Source organism: Kribbella sp. NPDC056861, assembly GCF_040687575.1.
GTDB lineage: Bacteria > Actinomycetota > Actinomycetes > Propionibacteriales > Kribbellaceae > Kribbella.
On the sequence record NZ_JBFBNQ010000001.1, the window covers coordinates 1,082,986 to 1,098,861 of the forward strand.

General features: G+C 68.7%; 14 protein-coding genes and 1 riboswitch. Of the genes, 4 read left to right on the forward strand and 10 right to left on the reverse strand.

Going from position 1 to position 15,876, the window contains the following annotated elements; translation table 11 throughout:
- Positions 1-2: 2 nt before the first annotated feature.
- Together AB0P21_RS04905 and AB0P21_RS04910 are read left to right on the forward strand one after the other, a co-directional pair.
- Positions 3-788 (forward strand): DNA-formamidopyrimidine glycosylase family protein, encoded by a 786-nt coding sequence (locus AB0P21_RS04905; protein WP_363693740.1) that lies wholly within the window; start codon positions 3-5, stop codon positions 786-788.
- A 92-nt stretch (positions 789-880) separates the two neighbouring features.
- Entirely contained in the window at positions 881-1,303 is a 423-nt protein-coding gene (locus AB0P21_RS04910) for a DUF4262 domain-containing protein (protein WP_363693741.1), read from the forward strand.
- A gap of 23 nt (positions 1,304-1,326) precedes the next feature.
- On the opposite strand, the gene AB0P21_RS04915 is transcribed toward AB0P21_RS04910, so the two are convergent.
- The 8 genes from AB0P21_RS04915 to AB0P21_RS04950 all read right to left on the reverse strand — a co-directional run bounded on the left by AB0P21_RS04915 (position 1,327) and on the right by AB0P21_RS04950 (position 9,773).
- Positions 1,327-1,617 carry a helix-turn-helix transcriptional regulator gene (locus AB0P21_RS04915; RefSeq protein WP_363693742.1) on the reverse strand — a complete coding sequence of 97 codons (291 nt, stop codon included), beginning with the start codon at positions 1,615-1,617 and terminating at the stop codon, positions 1,327-1,329.
- A 163-nt stretch (positions 1,618-1,780) separates the two neighbouring features.
- Positions 1,781-2,311 carry a CinA family protein gene (locus tag AB0P21_RS04920; RefSeq protein WP_363693743.1) on the reverse strand — a complete coding sequence of 177 codons (531 nt, stop codon included), beginning with the start codon at positions 2,309-2,311 and terminating at the stop codon, positions 1,781-1,783.
- The gene (pgsA, locus tag AB0P21_RS04925) at positions 2,308-2,931 is read right to left on the reverse strand and encodes a CDP-diacylglycerol--glycerol-3-phosphate 3-phosphatidyltransferase (RefSeq protein ID WP_363693744.1); all 624 of its coding nucleotides are present in this window, start codon (positions 2,929-2,931) and stop codon (positions 2,308-2,310) included. Before pgsA ends, AB0P21_RS04920 begins: the two co-directional genes overlap by 4 nt.
- Positions 2,928-4,502, reverse strand: coding sequence for a 30S ribosomal protein S12 methylthiotransferase RimO (rimO, locus tag AB0P21_RS04930; protein ID WP_363693745.1), 1,575 nt, complete (start codon positions 4,500-4,502; stop codon positions 2,928-2,930). Before rimO ends, pgsA begins: the two co-directional genes overlap by 4 nt.
- A gap of 545 nt (positions 4,503-5,047) precedes the next feature.
- Positions 5,048-5,809: a RodZ domain-containing protein gene (locus tag AB0P21_RS04935; protein ID WP_363693746.1), complete on the reverse strand. Its 762-nt coding sequence runs from the start codon at positions 5,807-5,809 to the stop codon at positions 5,048-5,050.
- A gap of 93 nt (positions 5,810-5,902) precedes the next feature.
- Positions 5,903-6,478, reverse strand: coding sequence for a hypothetical protein (locus tag AB0P21_RS04940; RefSeq protein WP_363693747.1), 576 nt, complete (start codon positions 6,476-6,478; stop codon positions 5,903-5,905).
- Positions 6,479-6,481: 3 nt separating this feature from the next.
- Positions 6,482-9,145 (reverse strand): DNA translocase FtsK 4TM domain-containing protein, encoded by a 2,664-nt coding sequence (locus AB0P21_RS04945; RefSeq protein WP_363693748.1) that lies wholly within the window; start codon positions 9,143-9,145, stop codon positions 6,482-6,484.
- A gap of 109 nt (positions 9,146-9,254) precedes the next feature.
- Positions 9,255-9,773, reverse strand: coding sequence for a DinB family protein (locus tag AB0P21_RS04950; protein ID WP_363693749.1), 519 nt, complete (start codon positions 9,771-9,773; stop codon positions 9,255-9,257).
- Between the two features lie 162 nt (positions 9,774-9,935).
- Positions 9,936-10,050: riboswitch (SAM riboswitch) on the forward strand.
- Between the two features lie 18 nt (positions 10,051-10,068).
- Here AB0P21_RS04950 and AB0P21_RS04955 point away from each other — a divergent pair.
- Positions 10,069-11,433 carry an aminotransferase class V-fold PLP-dependent enzyme gene (locus AB0P21_RS04955; protein ID WP_363693750.1) on the forward strand — a complete coding sequence of 455 codons (1,365 nt, stop codon included), beginning with the start codon at positions 10,069-10,071 and terminating at the stop codon, positions 11,431-11,433.
- A gap of 44 nt (positions 11,434-11,477) precedes the next feature.
- Here the strand turns inward: AB0P21_RS04955 and AB0P21_RS04960 are convergent, their stop codons facing one another.
- Both AB0P21_RS04960 and AB0P21_RS04965 read right to left on the reverse strand, forming a co-directional pair.
- Positions 11,478-13,541 (reverse strand): prolyl oligopeptidase family serine peptidase, encoded by a 2,064-nt coding sequence (locus tag AB0P21_RS04960; protein WP_363693751.1) that lies wholly within the window; start codon positions 13,539-13,541, stop codon positions 11,478-11,480.
- 47 nt (positions 13,542-13,588) lie between these two features.
- The gene (locus tag AB0P21_RS04965) at positions 13,589-15,124 is read right to left on the reverse strand and encodes an alkaline phosphatase D family protein (RefSeq protein WP_363693752.1); all 1,536 of its coding nucleotides are present in this window, start codon (positions 15,122-15,124) and stop codon (positions 13,589-13,591) included.
- A gap of 124 nt (positions 15,125-15,248) precedes the next feature.
- Here AB0P21_RS04965 and AB0P21_RS04970 point away from each other — a divergent pair, with 124 nt between their 5' ends.
- Positions 15,249-15,851: an ANTAR domain-containing protein gene (locus AB0P21_RS04970; RefSeq protein WP_363693753.1), complete on the forward strand. Its 603-nt coding sequence runs from the start codon at positions 15,249-15,251 to the stop codon at positions 15,849-15,851.
- Positions 15,852-15,876: the final 25 nt, after the last annotated feature.

The following is a 15,876-nucleotide window of genomic DNA, read 5'->3' on the forward strand; positions in this document are numbered from 1 at the left end:
CTATGCCTGAAGGAGACACTGTCTGGCGGGCCTGCAAGCGGCTCGACCAGGCATTGAGTGGGCAGGAACTGACGCGCACGGACTTCCGGGTGCCGGCCCTGGCCACCACAGATTTCAGCGGGCAGAAGATGCTCGAGGTCGTTGCAAAGGGCAAGCACTTGCTGATGCGGCTGTCGGACGGCGTGACGATTCACAGTCACTTCCGGATGGACGGCAGTTGGCATCTGTATCGGCCTGGCGAGTCCTGGAAGGGCGGACCGGACTATCAGGTACGGGCGGTGCTGGAGACCGCCAGCTGGGTCGCCGTCGGGTATCGGCTTCCCGTGCTCGAACTCGTTGCGACTGATGCCGAAGACACCGTGGTCGGCCATCTCGGCCCGGATCTGCTGGACCCTGGCTTCGATCGGGCCTTGGCGCTGGCCAATCTCACGGCCGAACCGGACCGAACCATCAGCGAAGCGCTGCTCGATCAGCGGAATCTGGCCGGAATCGGGAACTTCTACCGGACCGAGGTCTGCTTCCTGCTCGGCATTCATCCGTGGCGCCCGGTGGCGTCGGTCGACCTGGAAGCCGTGGTTGACCTCAGCCGCCGGCTGATGAAGGCTAATCTGCGGCACGCTGCGCAGGTGACGACCGGGGTGGATCGACCGGGTCAACGCTCCTACGTGTTCGAGCGGGCGGGCAAACAATGCCGCCGATGCCGCACGACGATCCGGACCGGTCCGATCGGCGAGCCCCCTCGGGAGCGGGTCAGCTACTGGTGTCCCACCTGCCAGCCCGAGCACTGAAATCCGCCTGTGGACGAACCGCTGCTCCGGCGGAAAGACGGATATCTTCCCTATCGAGTCGAACATCTGTTCGATTTCGAGAGGAGAGGGTCATGAGCGAGATCTGCGGCGGCATCGACAACCCCGAGTACCAGCAGCGTCTGCTGACCAACATCCAGCGCTTCGGCTGGACGATCCAGTTCATCGAGGGCGACCAGGACGGGCGAAATCCTGCCTATGCCTACACCCTCGGGCTGAGCCTGCACGGGCATCCGGAGTTCATCACCTTCAACTGCCACCCGGATCTGGTCGCGCGTGAACTGCAACCGCTCGTCGAGGCGGTGTTCTCCGGCCGGCATTTCGACGAGGGCGACGACCTCGCCGACCTCTTCGCACCCCGACTGCTCCGGATGCCGGACTCAACGACCCACCTCTACACGGCCAACACCATGTTCAGACGGTCCGCCGAACCACCGATCCAGGCACTACAGCTCGTCTGGCCGACCAGGACTCCATGGCTGGAGAGCGGACGATGAGCATCCGCGAACTGCTGCCTGGATCAGGCTGCGGAGGCAACGACCTGGGGCTCGATGACCGCGTGTGCCAGTACCAACGCCTCTTCACGGGCCAGATCCTCGCTCACCTCGGCGAAGACCGTGGACAGCGGGACGTCCAGCGCCATGCAGATGGCGGCGAGCAGTTCGCTCGACGCTTCCTTCTGGCCGCGCTCGACCTCCGAGAGGTAGCCCAGGCTGACCCGAGCATCGGCAGACACCTCGCGCAAAGTGCGCCCCTGGCGCAGCCGCTTGCGCCGCAGGACGTCGCCAAGAAGGCCACGAACCAGCACCATGAGGTTTCTCCCTTCCGCCTGTCGGACCGAACCTACTCGCACCGTAGGCCGACCGTGGAGACCAACGGTACCCGTTGCTGGGTCACTACTCCTCGCAATGTCCAGCTTCGGTGCGCCGTGCCAGTCTGCCTTACCTGTTCCCATGGTGGTCTCAACACCCCGATCAGGCCAGTTCTTCCGCTACCAACTGCGCGGCGAGTTCCAGCACGGCCCGCACACTCCCCTGACGGACCGCTGCGCGATCACCGGTCAGCGCGAGCTTCCGGACCCGTACGACTCCTGGCCCTGCGGCCGCGACGTAGACGGTGCCGGCTTCGATACCCGCCTGGGGGTCCGGCCCAGCCACACCCGTCGTGGCTAGCCCGTAGGTGGCCCCGAGTCGCTCTCGTACGCCTGTCGCGAGTGCAGCGGCCGTGTCTGGGTGGACTGGGCCCACATCGGCCAGGAGATCCGCTGGGACGCCTGCGAGGGAGGCCTTCAGATCGGTGGCGTAGACGACTACTCCGCCGCGGTAGACCGCCGAGACGCCTGGCACGTCTGTCAGCGCCGCACCCACTAGACCGCCGGTCAGCGACTCGGCTGTCGCCAGCGTCTGCCCGCGCTCCTTCAGCCGCGCAACCAAGCTCAGCAGCACCTCCGCAGACCCATCCTCAGCGGAGGTGACTCCACCGCTGAGGGGCTCAGCAGCGGTCATGGGAGAGGGCGTTTGGCCGCGGCTCGCAGGCGGAGAGCGCGGCCGACGTAGTCGAGACCGGTGACGATGGTGACCAGGACAGCTGCAGCCATGAAGGCGACGGCGGTCCAATGCAGGACAGCGACCGAATGCCAAGGAAGGAGGTAGAGGCCGAGAGCGATCGCCTGCAGCACCGTTTTCAGCTTGCCGCCGCGGCTGGCCGGCATCACACCGTGCCGGATCACCCAGAAGCGGAGCAGGGTGACGCCCCATTCGCGAACCATCACCAGGATCGTCACCCACCAGGGCAGATCGCCGAGGATCGAAAGGCCGATGAAGGCTGCCCCAGTGAGTGCTTTGTCCGCGATCGGGTCGGCGATCTTGCCGAAGTTGGTGACCATGTTCCAGCGGCGCGCGATGTCGCCGTCGAACCGGTCGGTGACGATGGCGACCAGGAACGCCGCGGTGGCGAGCAGCCGGTTGCCGTCGGTAGTGCCTGCCTCGCGAAGGAGCAGCCAGACGAACAGCGGGACCAGCACCAGCCGCAGTACGGTCAGCGCGTTCGCCACGTTCCAGGCGCTGGGCGCGCTGATCGGGCCGGCGGCGGCGCGCGGCACCGGATTCGTCGGCGGGATCGTCACGCGGTCAGGTTAGCTGCCGGGACGCCCTCTCGGGTGCGCACCTGCGCGGCGAATGCCGCGACCAGGTCGACTCCCTCGCTCCCCACCACCTCGGCGGAGACCAGATCGCCGATGGCGAGATCCGCCGGGAATCCGGTCAGCGTCGTGGAGCCGTCGACCTCGGGGCCCTGGTGCGCCGCGCGGCCCTCGGCGGTGTCGCCGTCGATGGACTCGACCAGGATCTCGACCAGCTCGCCGATCCGGGCCTCGGCTCGCGTCGAGGTGAGGTCCTCGGCGAGGCGGGTGACGCGGTCCAGCCGGGCCGCGATGGTGTCCTCGTCCAGCTTGCCCTCGTACGTCTCGGCCTCGGTGCCGTCCTCGTCCGAGTAGCCGAACACACCGATCGCGTCGAGGCCGGCGCGGGAAAGGAAGTCGCAGAGAATGTCCACGTCCTCCTCGGTCTCCCCCGGGAAGCCGACGATCACGTTGCTCCGGATACCAGCCGTCGGCGCCTGCGCGCGGACCTGGCCGATCAGTTCGAGGAAACGCTCCGAGTCACCGAAGCGGCGCATCCGGCGCAGCAGCGGGCCGGACGCGTGCTGGAAGGAGAGATCGAAGTACGGGACCACGCCGGGGGTCGACGCCATGGCGGTGATCAGGGTGGGGCGCATCTCGGCGGGCTGCAGGTACGAGACTCGGACGCGGGTGAGGCCCGGTACTTCCGCGATCTCCGCGACGAGTGTCTCGAGCAGGCGCAGATCGCCCAGGTCCTTGCCGTACGAGGTGGAGTTCTCGGAGACGAGGAAGACCTCGCGGACGCCATTCTCGGCGAGCCAGTGCGCCTCGCCGAGCACCTCGGTGGGGCGACGGGAGACGAAGGCGCCGCGGAAGGCGGGGATGGCGCAGAACGCGCAACGGCGGTCACAGCCGGAGGCGAGTTTCAACGGGGCCATCGGGCCGCCGTCGAGACGACGGCGCATGATGCGCGGGCCGCTGGCGGGCGCCGAGGTGAGGTCGGGGGCGTCGATGGTCAGCACGGACGGGTCGGAGGGCTTGGTGGTGCGGCCCTTCAGTCCGAGCTCTTTCGCTGAGGTGTCGCCGATGGCGTCCGTGGAGGCGTCGCCGTGGCCGGGGACGGAGACGCCGTGAGCGTTCGCGCGGTCGGCGGGGGCCAGCGGGAGGAGCTTGCGGCGGTCGCGCGGGACGTGCGACTGGTGCTTGGTGCCGGCCAGGATCGACCGGAGCTTGTCGGAGATGTCGGCGTAGTCGTCGAAGCCGAGCACCGCGTCGGTCTCCGGGAGCGCTTCGGCGAGCTGCTCGCCGTACCGCTCAGCCAGGCAGCCGACGGCGACGACAGCTTGCGTGCGACCGGATTCCTTGTAGTCGGAGGCGGCCAGCAGGGTGTCGACCGAGTCCTTCTTGGCGGCCTCGACGAAACCGCAGGTGTTCACGACCACGGTGTCGGCTTCGGCGGCGTCGTCAACGAGCCGGAAACCCCCAGCCTCGAGCCGGCCGGCCAGTTCCTCGGAGTCAACGTCGTTGCGGGCGCAGCCCAGCGTGACCAGGGCGACGGTGGTGGGAGTCGTAGTCATCACCCACGAGTATGACGCGTCCCTCTACAGCACCGAAATCAAGTGCGGTGGTTGAGTTGCTGTTCGGCGGTGGGGCGGGGTTTTGAACTGTGCTGGAGACGTGGGGTCGTGGCAGTGGGGATCGGTCCGGCGAGCCGGCGGGGATCGCGCCAGGCCCAGCTTGAACCCCAGTGCGGTGGGCGTGGGCGTCCGGTGCGGTGGTGCTGGGTAGTGCGGAGGTGCTGCACAGTGTCGTGGGCGTCCGGCGCTGGGTAGCGCGATACTGCGGTGGTGAGGCGCGGTGCCGTGGGCGTCCGGCGCGGCGGTGGCGGGTGGTGCGGCACGGTCCCGTGAGCGTCCGGCGCGGCGGTGGCGGGTGGTGCGGCACGGTCCCGTGAGCGTCCGGTGCGGTGGTGGCGGGTGGTGCGGCGCGGCGCCGTGGGCGTCCGGCGCGGTGGTGGCGGGTGGTGCAGCCCGGTGCCGTGGCGTCCGGTGCGGTGAGCCGGTGCAGTCGTGCGGCGTGGGGCGGTGAGAGCGGGGCGGTGAGAGCGGCTCCTCGCGGCGGGCTAGTCCTCTGGGGTGGCTATTTTGCCGGTGGGGAGGATCGTGAAGCGCTTTGACGGCGGGGTGGTTTTGGTGCCGTTGATGAAGACCGTGATGTTCGAGCCGTTTTCCAGGGTTACGCGGATTTCGCCGGCGTAGTTGATGGTCTGGGTGGAGCCGGGGCCGAGGACGCCTTGGAAGAGTTTTTGGCTCTTGGAGTTGCGGATGGTGACGTAGGAGCCGTCGCCGCGGGCGGTGAGGACGAGTTTGGTGCGGAGGGGGGCGGCGGGCTTGGTGGGCTTCGCCGGGATGGTGGGCTGGAGCGTTGGCTTGGCGGTCGGCTTGGGGGCCGGGGTGGTGACGGCGGCTGTGGGGGTGGTCTTGGAGGCGTTGGCTTCTACGTCGCTGGGGAGGGTGAAGAGGCGGACCATGCCCCAGCCCATCAGGCCGACCAGGATGGCGCCCAGGACCACTGCCCAGCGGGGGCGGGCCGGGTGCAGGGTCGGACGTTTGGAGGTGGCTCGTTCCTCGCGACGGGTCCGGTCCGGCTGGGTGGCCGGGTGGGTCTCGTCGAACTTCGCCAGCAGTACGTCCGGGTCGACCTTGACCACGCGGGCGATCGCGCGGATGTGACCGCGGGCGTAGAAGTTCCCGCCGCAGCGGGAGAAGTCGTCGGCCTCCATGGCGGTGAGCAGTCCGGATCTGATCCGGGTCGAGGTACTCAACTGCTCGATCGTCATGTCGGCCCGTTCGCGGGCCGCCGTGAGCTCGCTGCCGATGCTCACGCCCCACCACCTCTCCACCGTCTACAAGTCGGATTGCCGATCCGCCGACCTCACAACAGTCAACGGCCTGGGCTCGACGGGGTCACGCGAGGCTCAGAGTTGTTCCCTGACCGGACACCTGGTGTCCGCCAGCATGTGCAGAGCCTGGACCACTTCCCCGTTGGACGGCGTGGCCGTCAACCCGAACGGTACCGCGAGTGACGTGCCGGTCAGCCGACGGTTGGCATCGGTGACCTTGCGAGTCGCGGCCGGCATCTCGCCGAGCACCGGGCCCGGGTCGAAAAGGTGCACCGCGATCCGGCCGTCGTCGAGCAGGTGCCGCCGTCTGAGCACGGTGACCTCCTCGATTTCCTCCCAGCGGGTGCCGATCCACTCGTTCCGGATCCGCAGCCGGATCCCGACCTCGTCGGCGACCAGCATCGCGCCGACGGTCAGCGCCCGCGCGCAGATCACCGCGAGCACGCCGAACGCGGCGGCGGCGATCCAGCGCAGTACGCCGGTCGGGCTGGTCGACCCCGAGGCCGCGAAGCCGATCGCGACCAGGCCGGCCCCGACCGCCAGTGCGCCGTGCACCTTCTGGGAGGCGCGAACGGTGAATTCGTCGTGGGTGGCTGGATCGATGTCGACAGCGTGCTGCTCAGACCGGGGCATCGCGGTATGGGCGGTCACGGGTCACTCTCCTCGCAATGTGGCGACGAAGGCTTCTAGGTCGTCCGGTTTCACCAGTACGTCACGGGCCTTGGAGCCTTCGCTCGGCCCGACCACACCCCGGCTCTCCAGGATGTCCATCAGCCGGCCCGCCTTGGCGAAACCGACCCGGAGCTTACGTTGCAGCATCGACGTCGAGCCGAACTGGGTGGAAACAATCAGCTCGGCCGCCTGCACGACCAGGTCGAGGTCGTCGCCGATCTCGTCGTCCAGGTCCTTGCTCGGCCCCGGCACCACGGTGACGTCCTCGCGGTACGTCGGTTGCAGCTGCTCCTTGCAGTGCTCGACGACCGCCCTGATCTCGTTCTCGGTGACCCAGGAACCCTGGATCCGCATCGGCTTGCTCGCGCCCATCGGCAGGAACAGACCGTCACCCTGACCGACCAGTTTCTCGGCGCCGGGCTGGTCCAGGATGACCCGGCTGTCGGCCAGCGACGAGGTCGCGAAGGCCAGCCGGGACGGCACGTTGGCCTTGATCAGACCGGTGACGACGTCCACCGAGGGGCGCTGGGTGGCCAGCACCAGGTGGATACCGGCGGCCCGGGCCAGCTGGGTGATGCGGACGATCGAGTCCTCCACGTCGCGCGGCGCGACCATCATCAGGTCGGCGAGCTCGTCGACGATCACCAGCAGGTACGGGTACGGCGTGAGCACCCGCTCGCTGCCCGGCGGCACCTTCACCTTGCCGCCGCGGACCGCCTTGTTGAAGTCGTCGACGTGCCGGAAGCCGAAGGCCGCCAGGTCGTCGTAGCGCATGTCCATCTCGCGGACGACCCACTGCAGCGCCTCGGCCGCCTTCTTGGCACTGGTGATGATCGGCGTGATCAGGTGCGGGATGCCCTCGTAGTTGTTCAGCTCGACCCGCTTGGGGTCGACCAAGATCATCCGCACCTCGTCCGGCGTGGAACGCATCAGCACCGAGGTGATCAGCGAGTTCACGAACGACGACTTACCCGAGCCGGTCGCGCCGGCGACCAGCAGGTGCGGCATCTTCGCCATGTTGGCGACCACGAAGCCGCCCTCGACGTCCTTGCCGAGGCCCGCGACCATCGGGTGGTGGTCGTTGCGCGCGGTCGAGGACCGGATCACGTCGCCGAGGCTGACGATCTCCTTGTCGACGTTCGGGATCTCGATCCCGATCGCGGACTTGCCCGGGATCGGCGACAGGATCCGCACGTCGGCGCTGGCGACGGCGTACGCGATGTTCTTGCTGAGCGCGGTGACCTTCTCGACCTTGACCGCGGAGCCGAGCTCGACCTCGTACCGGGTGACGGTCGGGCCACGGGTGTAGCCGGTCACCTGGGCGTCGATACCGAACTGCTCGAACACCTCGGTCAGCTTGCCGACCACCGCGTCCGAGGCCTTGGTGCGGGCCTTGTGAACCGAACCAGGCTTGAGGATCTGGCCGTCGGGCAGCGTGTAGGTGATGTCGCCGGAGAGGCTGAGCTGCTCCACTCGCTGCGGCAGCGGCGTGTGCGGCGGCGGCTCGGGAGCCGACTCCGCTTCCGACTCTGGGTCGAGCGCCTTCTTCGAGGCGCCGCCCTTCATCGCGCCGGCGACGGCTCCGTAGATCGGCGGGGCGCCGGCGGTGGCTGCCGCGGCGGCATCCGCGTCGACGTCGTACGGGTCGTCGTCGGTCTCGATCGGGGCCTTCTTGCGACCTCGCTTGGAGATCTCGCGTCCCTCGAGCACGGGCGAGTCGTACGGCTTGATCGTCGGCTCGCCGTCGTCGTCCAGAGCGGCCTTGGCACGCCGCTCCTTCCGGGTGAGCCGGACGGTGTCGTCAGCCTGCGCGGCGACGGACGGAGCGTCACCCGGGATCTCGGTGCGTCCGAGCAGTACGTCGAACGCAGCGCGCACCCGCAGCGGGATGGCGTAGATCGGGGTTCCCGTGACAACCAGCGCGCCGAAGATCGCCAGCAGCACCAGCAGCGGCGCCGCGACGTACTGCGTGAGCAGGTCGGACAGCAGCGAGGAGACGAAGTAGCCGATCGCTCCCCCGGCGTCCTGCAGCCTGCCGTCGGCCGGGTTGCTGGGCCGCGGCAGTCCGTTGGCGATGTGCACCAGACCGAGCACACCGAGCGAGAAAGTCGTCCAGCCGATCACCTGGCGACCGGCCGGGCCATTGCGCTCGGGGTCGCGCATCGTGCGCACGGCGACGAAGAGGAGCAGTAGCGGTACGGCCCAGCCCAGCATGCCGACGCTGCCGCCGACCACTGTGCGAACGCCGTTGCCGACTGCGCCAGGGAGGTTCCACCAGATCGCGGCGGCCACTACGAGCGCCAGACCGATCAGCGTGAGGCCTGCCCCGTCGCGACGGTGGGCCGGGTCGAGGTCACGAGCGCCGTGCCCGATCCCACGGACCATGCCGCCGAGCAGGTGAGCGAACCCGATCCAGAGCTTGACCAGGCCGCGGGCGATGGCCAGCATCGCGGACGCGAACGGACCTGCACTGCTGGGTTTGGGTGTGGCTGTCCGCGCAGCGGTGGTGCCACTGCGCTTCGTGCTCTGCCCACGCTTCTGCGCGGCTGATGGACGGGAGCGGCTACCAGCTGCCGCGCCACCCTTAGCTGGGCCGCTGGCTGCCGACTTCCGCGCCCGCGCCGTGGAAGACGTGCGGGTCGCCATGTCTAGCAGGCTACCCCGACTACCACTCGAGTCACACGTGTCACACGCCGATCACACCGCCCCATCCGTAGCGTCACGACACCGACGGCAACCCCCATCCAACCCCGTACTACGCGCCGGTGGTGCCGTCGAGTTGCTCCCGCAGCAGGTCGGCATGACCGCAGTGCCGGGCATATTCACCGATCAGGTGGATGTAGATCATCCGCAGCGACGAGACCTCGTCCCGGAAGGTGAACTGCTCGTCAAGCGAGTGCCCCTCAGCGGCCTGATCGGAGAGCGCCCACTCGGCGATCAGACCCTCGTACTCCGCCTGAGCACGGCTCGCGTCGATCAGCTCGAAGTCGGCGTCCTTGCCGAGCGCCGGGTCGAAAACAGGCTCGGCCGGGTCGCTCGCGGCGAAGTAGATGCGAAACCAGATCCGCTCCACCTTGGTCAGATGCCGGAGCAGTCCGAGCAGCGTCAGATTCGACGGCGGCGACGGCTGTGCGGCGAGCTGCTCGGCGGTCAGGCCGGCGCACTTGTGCAGCAACGTGGCCCGGTAGAAGTTCAGATATCCGGCGAGCAGTTCCGGCTCGGGAGCGATCAGCGAGCCCTCGGGCCGATCGACCTCGGGTGCGGTCCAAGTCATCCGCGCATCCTCCCCCGGCACTGCCCGCACGAGCCATCGCTTTACTTCGAACCAGAAATCAGCGATCCCGTCACGCCTGGCGTCTCACGATACGTGCGAGTATCCCAATCCATGAGATAGCTGCTGGCGCACCCAGCACTTCGTTGGCTACCTTCGTTGGCAGGTCATGAGTGCCAGCGCCAAGCCCCAGCTCGCTGGCCGGCAACCCTCCTCCGCGGTGGGGTGCCCTGGGTGAGGACCCGGCCGTTCGGATACCCCGTTTCGGCAAGTGCGGACCCCCCTGGGAGCCAGAACCATGTCGATTCTCTCCATCCTCGAGACTGCCAACACCGCCGTGACCACCCGGCCGGCTGTCGCCAGACTCACCACCGGCAGCATCCCCGCCACCGTCGCGAGCGACCTGCTGGTCCCGCTGGCCGACGGCCGCGTCACCGACTACGCGAACTTCGACCACGGTGCGAGCTCGCCGTGTCTGGAGTCGGTGCGAGCAGCGGTCGAGGCCGCGCTCCCGTCGTACGCGTCGGTGCACCGCGGCAACGGGTACGCATCCCGCATCACCACCCAGTGGTACGAGCGGGCCCGCGCCGAGGTGCACGGCTTCGTCGGCGCCCGCGAGGACGACCAGGTGATCTTCACCCGCCAGACGACCGACGCCCTCAACCTGCTGGCCCGTGCACTCCCGGCCGACGCGACCGTGATCGTGTTCGAGTCCGAGCACCACGCCGCTCTCCTCCCCTGGCCGACCGATCGGACCATCCGGCTCGCCGCGCCGACCAGCCACACCGCTGCCGTCACCGCGGTCGCCGACGCACTGCGCACCGCTCCCGAGGGCCCGCGCCTGGTCGTCCTCACCGGCGCGTCGAACGTCACCGGCGAGATCTTCCCGATCGCCGAGATCGCTGCCGTGGCCAAGGCGCACGGCGCCCGGATCTGCCTGGACGCCGCGCAGCTCGCCCCGCACCGCGAGGTCGACATCCAGCAGCTCGACGTCGACTGGGTCGCCCTGTCCGGCCACAAGCTCTACGCCCCGTACGGCGCCGGCGCGCTGATCGGCCGCGCCGACTGGCTCAACGCGGCCGACCCGTATCTGCTCGGCGGCGGCGCAACCGCCTCGGTCACCAGCGACACCACGGTCTGGAACCAAGGTCCGGCCCGGCACGAAGGCGGCTCCCCCAACGTGATCGGCGCGATCGCGTTGGCCGCCGCCTGCGCCGCGATCACCGAGCACCGTGAGGCCATCGAGCAGCACGAGCGCAGCCTGCTCGCCCGGCTTCGCACCGGTCTGGCGCAGATCGCCGGCGTCAACACCTACGACATCTTCGGCGCCGACGCGGATCGCGTGGGCACGGTCTGCTTCACCATCGACGGCGTCAGCTCGACCCTGGTCTCCGCTGCGCTCTCGGCGGAGTACGGGATCGGTGTCCGGGACGGCAAGTTCTGCGCGCACCCGCTGGTCGGCCACCTGCTGGCCGACTCCCCGGAAGCCACCGCCGTCCGCGCGAGCCTCGGTCTCGGTACGACGCGCGAGCACGTCGACCGTCTCGTCAACGCGGTCCGCAGCCTGGCCGTCAACGGCCTCGCCGCGGAGTACGAGGAGTCGGGTCACGGCTGTCAGCCGATCGGCGACCCGCGCGACCTCGTAGCCCCCAGAATCTGGTGAACCGGTGGCCTGACCACTGCTCGGTCAGACCACCGATCAACAACCTAGATACCCGGCTCCAGACCTGTGTGGTGAGCAGCAAACGCCAGCAGGTCCGCCCACTCCGACGCAACCATGGCCGCGGGCTTCCCGAAACCGTGGCCGGTGTTGACCTCGATGCGGCTCAGGACCGGGCCATCCCCTGTGTGGGCGTGCTGCAGCGTCGCCATGAACTTGTGGCTGTGCAGCGGCACCACCCGATCGTCATGGTCGCCCGTGACGACCAGCGTCGCCGGGTACGCCGTACCGTCGCGCAGGTTGTGCAGTGGCGAGTAGGCCAGCAGGTCCTCGAACTGCGCGGGGTCGTCGGGCAGCCCGAAGTCCGAGGCCCAGGCAGCGCCGACGGTGAAGAGATGGAAGCGCAGCATGTCCATCACGCCGACACCCGGCAGAGCTACTGCGAACAGGTCGGGCCGCTGCGCCATCACCGCACCGACGAGCAGACCGCCGTTGCTGCGCCCGTGGATGGCCAGCTGCGCCGGCGTCGTCACCTTGGTCTCACAGAGGTGCTCCCCGACCGCGATGAAGTCGTCGAAGACGCTCTGCTTGTTGTGCAGCCGTCCGGCGTCGTGCCAGTCACTCCCGTACTCGCCGCCGCCCCGCAGGTTGGTGATCACCAGCACGCCGCCCGCTGCGAGCCAGGCCGGCCAGCCGGGCCGGTAGTCGGCCAGGATCGGGATGCGGAAGCCGCCGTACCCGTACATCAGCGTGGGTCGCGGCTGGTCGAACGTCAGGTCGGCCCTGCTGATCAGGAAGTACGGCACCTCGCGCCCTGGCTCGATCCGGCGCGAGATGGTGATGTCGGGCGACAAGAAGCCGACGCCTGCCGGGACCAGCTCAGGAAGCGCTCTGAACTCGCCAGTGGCCGCCGAGACGACGTACGAGACCGTCGGGTCGGTGGTCGAGGACAGGCCGATGAACACCTCGTCGTGCTTGGTCGATGCGTTCAGTCCGACCACCGCGCCACCGGGCACGGGCACCACGCGACCGTTGCTGCCGTCGAGGTCATGCAGTGCCAACACCGGCTGCGCGTCGAGCAGGGACAGCACTGCAAGGCCGGCTGCTGTACCGCGAACGGATTCCAGGGTTCCGTCGCCCTCGGGGATGAGGTCGGTGAAATTGCCGGCCAGGTCGGAGCTGACCACTCGGCCTCGCGACGCGTCGCGGTCGGTTCGCAGTACCAGGTGGTCACCGGACATCCGGACGAAGACGTTCTCGTCGCGGAACTCGTCGATGACCTTGACCGGCTCCCCCAAGCCGCCATCGGTGAGGGGATAGAGCCACAGCCTCGTGGCCGGGTCGGTGCCTTTGCTGATCGTCACCACGAGGTAGCGATCGTCGTCGGACACCTCGGGACCGATGAAGAGCTGGTCGTCGTCCGGGAAGCTCAGGACCAGCTCGTCGTCCTCCTGCGGCGTCCCGACCTTGTGCAGCTTCAGCTGACCGCCGCCGAGTGCCTGCGTCTCGGTGCCTTCGCTGCGGCCACTGGCCGGGTAGTGCAGATACAGGTACGCCGATGAGTCCGGCAGCCAGGTCGCCTCGCAGAACTTGGCACGCGTGACCACGTCATCCACGTCGGCGCCCGTTGCGACCTCCCGAAGCCGGAAGGTGGTCCAGTCGCTACCGCTCTCGTTGACGCCGTAGGCGAAGTACCGGCCGTCGGGGCTGACGGTGAAGCTGGCCAGCGAGTCAGTGCCGTCCGCCGAGAGCTTGTTGGGGTCGAGGATGACCCGGCCGCCCTCGAGCAGTCCCTCGAGCGAGTCGGCGACGTACACGATGTCCTGCGCCTGCGAGCCGTCGTTGCGGCCGGCGAAGTACCAGCCAGACTTCAGCCCCGGTACGCCGGCCCGCGGGCGCGCCAGGATCGCGGTCATCGTCTCCTGGAACCACGCCCGCTCGGGGTAGCTCGACAACTCGGTGTCGGTGGCAGCGTTCTGGCGACCGACCCAGTCCTTGGTCTCGGCGGAGTCGGCGTCCTCCAGCCAGCGGTACGGGTCGGCGATCTGGTGTCCGTGCAGGGTGTCGACGACGCTCTCATCACGGCGGCTCTCGGGGTACTCGGCGCTCATGTCAGCAAACCTAACCCGGTACCCCGAGCAGCCTCAGCAGGTTTTCCCTACCGGCGTTTGGCCGGCGGCAGCTCCTTGCGCCAGAGCACCTTGCCGTACAGGTCTCGCAGTGACGCGGTGAAGACCTCCGTGCGCGGATCGATCGCGACGTGACCGAAGAACTGGTTCCCTCCGGACGGCGGCTGGTTGGGGAAGTCGGCTGCCTTCACGAAGTCCAGCCGGGGACCGAAGGTCGGGTCGAGCGCGTTCGGCCCGAAGGTGCCCGCATTCACCGGACCGGCCACCAGCTCCCAGAACGGGTCGAAGTCGGTGAAGGCCGCGCGGGACGGGTCGTAGTGGTGGGCGGCGCAGTAGTGCACGTCCGCGGTCAGCCAGACCGTGTTGCGGACCTTGCGGCGCTTGAACTGCGAGAGCACCCAGGCGATCTCGTGCTCCCGGCCACCGGGCGCCCCGGCCAGGCCATTGGCGACCGCCTCGATCTCGGTGCCGTCCGGCACCAGCACTCCCAGCGGCATGTCGCTGGCGATCACCTTCCAGGTCGCCTTGGAAGCAGCGGCCTCACGAACCAGCCAGGCTGCCTGCTCGGCGCCCAGCATCGCGACCGGTCCGGCCACACCCGGTGCCGGGTTGGCGCCGCGGTAGGTGCGCATGTCCAGGCAGAAGACATCGAGCAGCGGTCCATAACTCACCTTGCGGTAGATGCGGTTCCGGCCACCCGGGTGGACCATCGGCAGGTACTCCTGGAACGCCTGCCGGGCCCGGGACGCCAGTACGTCGACCCGCTTCTCGGTGTAGCGGGCATCGGTCAGGATCTCGCCGGGGTACCAGTTGTTGACCGTCTCGTGGTCGTCCCACTGGCTGACGATCGGCACCTCGGCGTACAGGTCGCGGACGTTGTGGTCGAGCAGGTTGTACTTGTAGCGCCCCCGGTACTCCGCCAGCGTCTCGGCGACCTTGCTGACCTCTTCGGTCACCACGTTCTTCCACACGGTGCCGTCCGGGATCGCCACCTCGGCCGCGATCGGGCCGTCGGCGTAGATGTTGTCGCCGGAGTGCAGGAAGAAGTCGGGCCGGGTCTGGTGCATCGCCTTGTACGCGATCATGCCGCCGAAGTCGGGGTAGATGCCGTAGCCCTGCCCGACGGTGTCGCCGGTCCACACGAAGCTCACCGGGCGGTTGCGGCCCGGCGTACTGAAGGATCCGTCGGTGGTCTGGCCGCGACGGCCGTAGGCGTCCTCGAAGCCGATCCGGTAGTCGTAGCGCTGCCCGGGCCGCAGGCCTCGCAGCGGAAGCTGGGCGGTGTAGTCCTGGTCGGCCGAGGTGACCGGGCCGCGCAGCCGGATCGCCCGGTCGAACCGGCCGTGGCTGGTGAGATCGACCACAAGCCGAGCGCGCCGGTCGGTACGCGACCAGAGCACGGCTGAGTCTGCGGTGACATCACCTGACATGATCCCGGACGGCAACGCAGGCCGGTCCCGGCGTACGACGGAAGGCGTTGCCGCGGTGGCGGTCACGCTGGGTACGGCGGCGGTCGCACCCGCGGCGGCAGTGGCGGCCAGCAACTGGCGGCGGCTCAAGGTCATGCTGCCGAAGGTGCTCCTCCTGAGTGACGTGCAGGTGGCCGCCGAACGAACTGCCTGACAACTCGGCAGAGGCTTGTGCCGGGACTGATGATGGAGTCCCATGAACCGGAAGGGCACGCTGGGAATGACACGGGAACACCGCCTCACGCAGGTCTTCATCACACTGGCCGACACGCTCACCGACGACTTCGAGCCGGCCCGTTTCCTGCGCATGCTCGCCGATGCGACGGTCGAGTTGCTCGAGGTGGACGCGGTCGGCCTGACCGTCTCCGGCGACTGCGGCGTACTGCGGGTGCTGGCCACCCCGGCTTCCCCGGCCACCCAGGTGGACAACTACGGCAGCTACGCCACCGCCGAGATGCTGCCGCTGTGTCTGCGGGGCGAAGTGATCGGCTCGATGGACCTCTTCCGGACCACCGCCGTCGAGTTCAGTGAGCAGGACCTCACCCTCGGTCAGGCACTGGCCGACATGGCGACGATCGGCCTGCTGCACGAGCGTGGCGCGCGCAGCCGCGACGAGGTCTGCGGGCAACTGCAGCACGCCCTGGACAGCCGGGTGCTGATCGAGCAGGCCAAGGGAATGCTCGCCGAGCGAGCCGGTCTGAGCCTGCTGGAAGCCTTTACCGCAATGCGTTCCTACGCCCGCGGAAAGGGCAGCAGCCTGACCACGGTGGCCACCGGTGTGCTGGACGGCACACTCCAGACCGCCGCCTTGCTGACCCGCTGAGCCTGTCCACGCCACACCACCGCCG

What these genes read in the sequence shown, in the direction of transcription:
- AB0P21_RS04970 (WP_363693753.1), top strand. Translation starts at nt 15,249, where the DNA reads ATGACACGGGAACACCGCCTCACGCAGGTCTTCATCACACTGGCCGAC.
- AB0P21_RS04960 (WP_363693751.1), bottom strand. Translation starts at nt 13,541, where the DNA reads ATGAGCGCCGAGTACCCCGAGAGCCGCCGTGATGAGAGCGTCGTCGAC.
- AB0P21_RS04910 (WP_363693741.1), top strand. Translation starts at nt 881, where the DNA reads ATGAGCGAGATCTGCGGCGGCATCGACAACCCCGAGTACCAGCAGCGT.
- AB0P21_RS04965 (WP_363693752.1), bottom strand. Translation starts at nt 15,124, where the DNA reads ATGACCTTGAGCCGCCGCCAGTTGCTGGCCGCCACTGCCGCCGCGGGT.
- AB0P21_RS04905 (WP_363693740.1), top strand. Translation starts at nt 3, where the DNA reads ATGCCTGAAGGAGACACTGTCTGGCGGGCCTGCAAGCGGCTCGACCAG.
- AB0P21_RS04915 (WP_363693742.1), bottom strand. Translation starts at nt 1,617, where the DNA reads ATGGTGCTGGTTCGTGGCCTTCTTGGCGACGTCCTGCGGCGCAAGCGG.
- AB0P21_RS04920 (WP_363693743.1), bottom strand. Translation starts at nt 2,311, where the DNA reads ATGACCGCTGCTGAGCCCCTCAGCGGTGGAGTCACCTCCGCTGAGGAT.
- AB0P21_RS04955 (WP_363693750.1), top strand. Translation starts at nt 10,069, where the DNA reads ATGTCGATTCTCTCCATCCTCGAGACTGCCAACACCGCCGTGACCACC.
- rimO (WP_363693745.1), bottom strand. Translation starts at nt 4,502, where the DNA reads ATGACTACGACTCCCACCACCGTCGCCCTGGTCACGCTGGGCTGCGCC.
- AB0P21_RS04945 (WP_363693748.1), bottom strand. Translation starts at nt 9,145, where the DNA reads ATGGCGACCCGCACGTCTTCCACGGCGCGGGCGCGGAAGTCGGCAGCC.
- AB0P21_RS04950 (WP_363693749.1), bottom strand. Translation starts at nt 9,773, where the DNA reads ATGACTTGGACCGCACCCGAGGTCGATCGGCCCGAGGGCTCGCTGATC.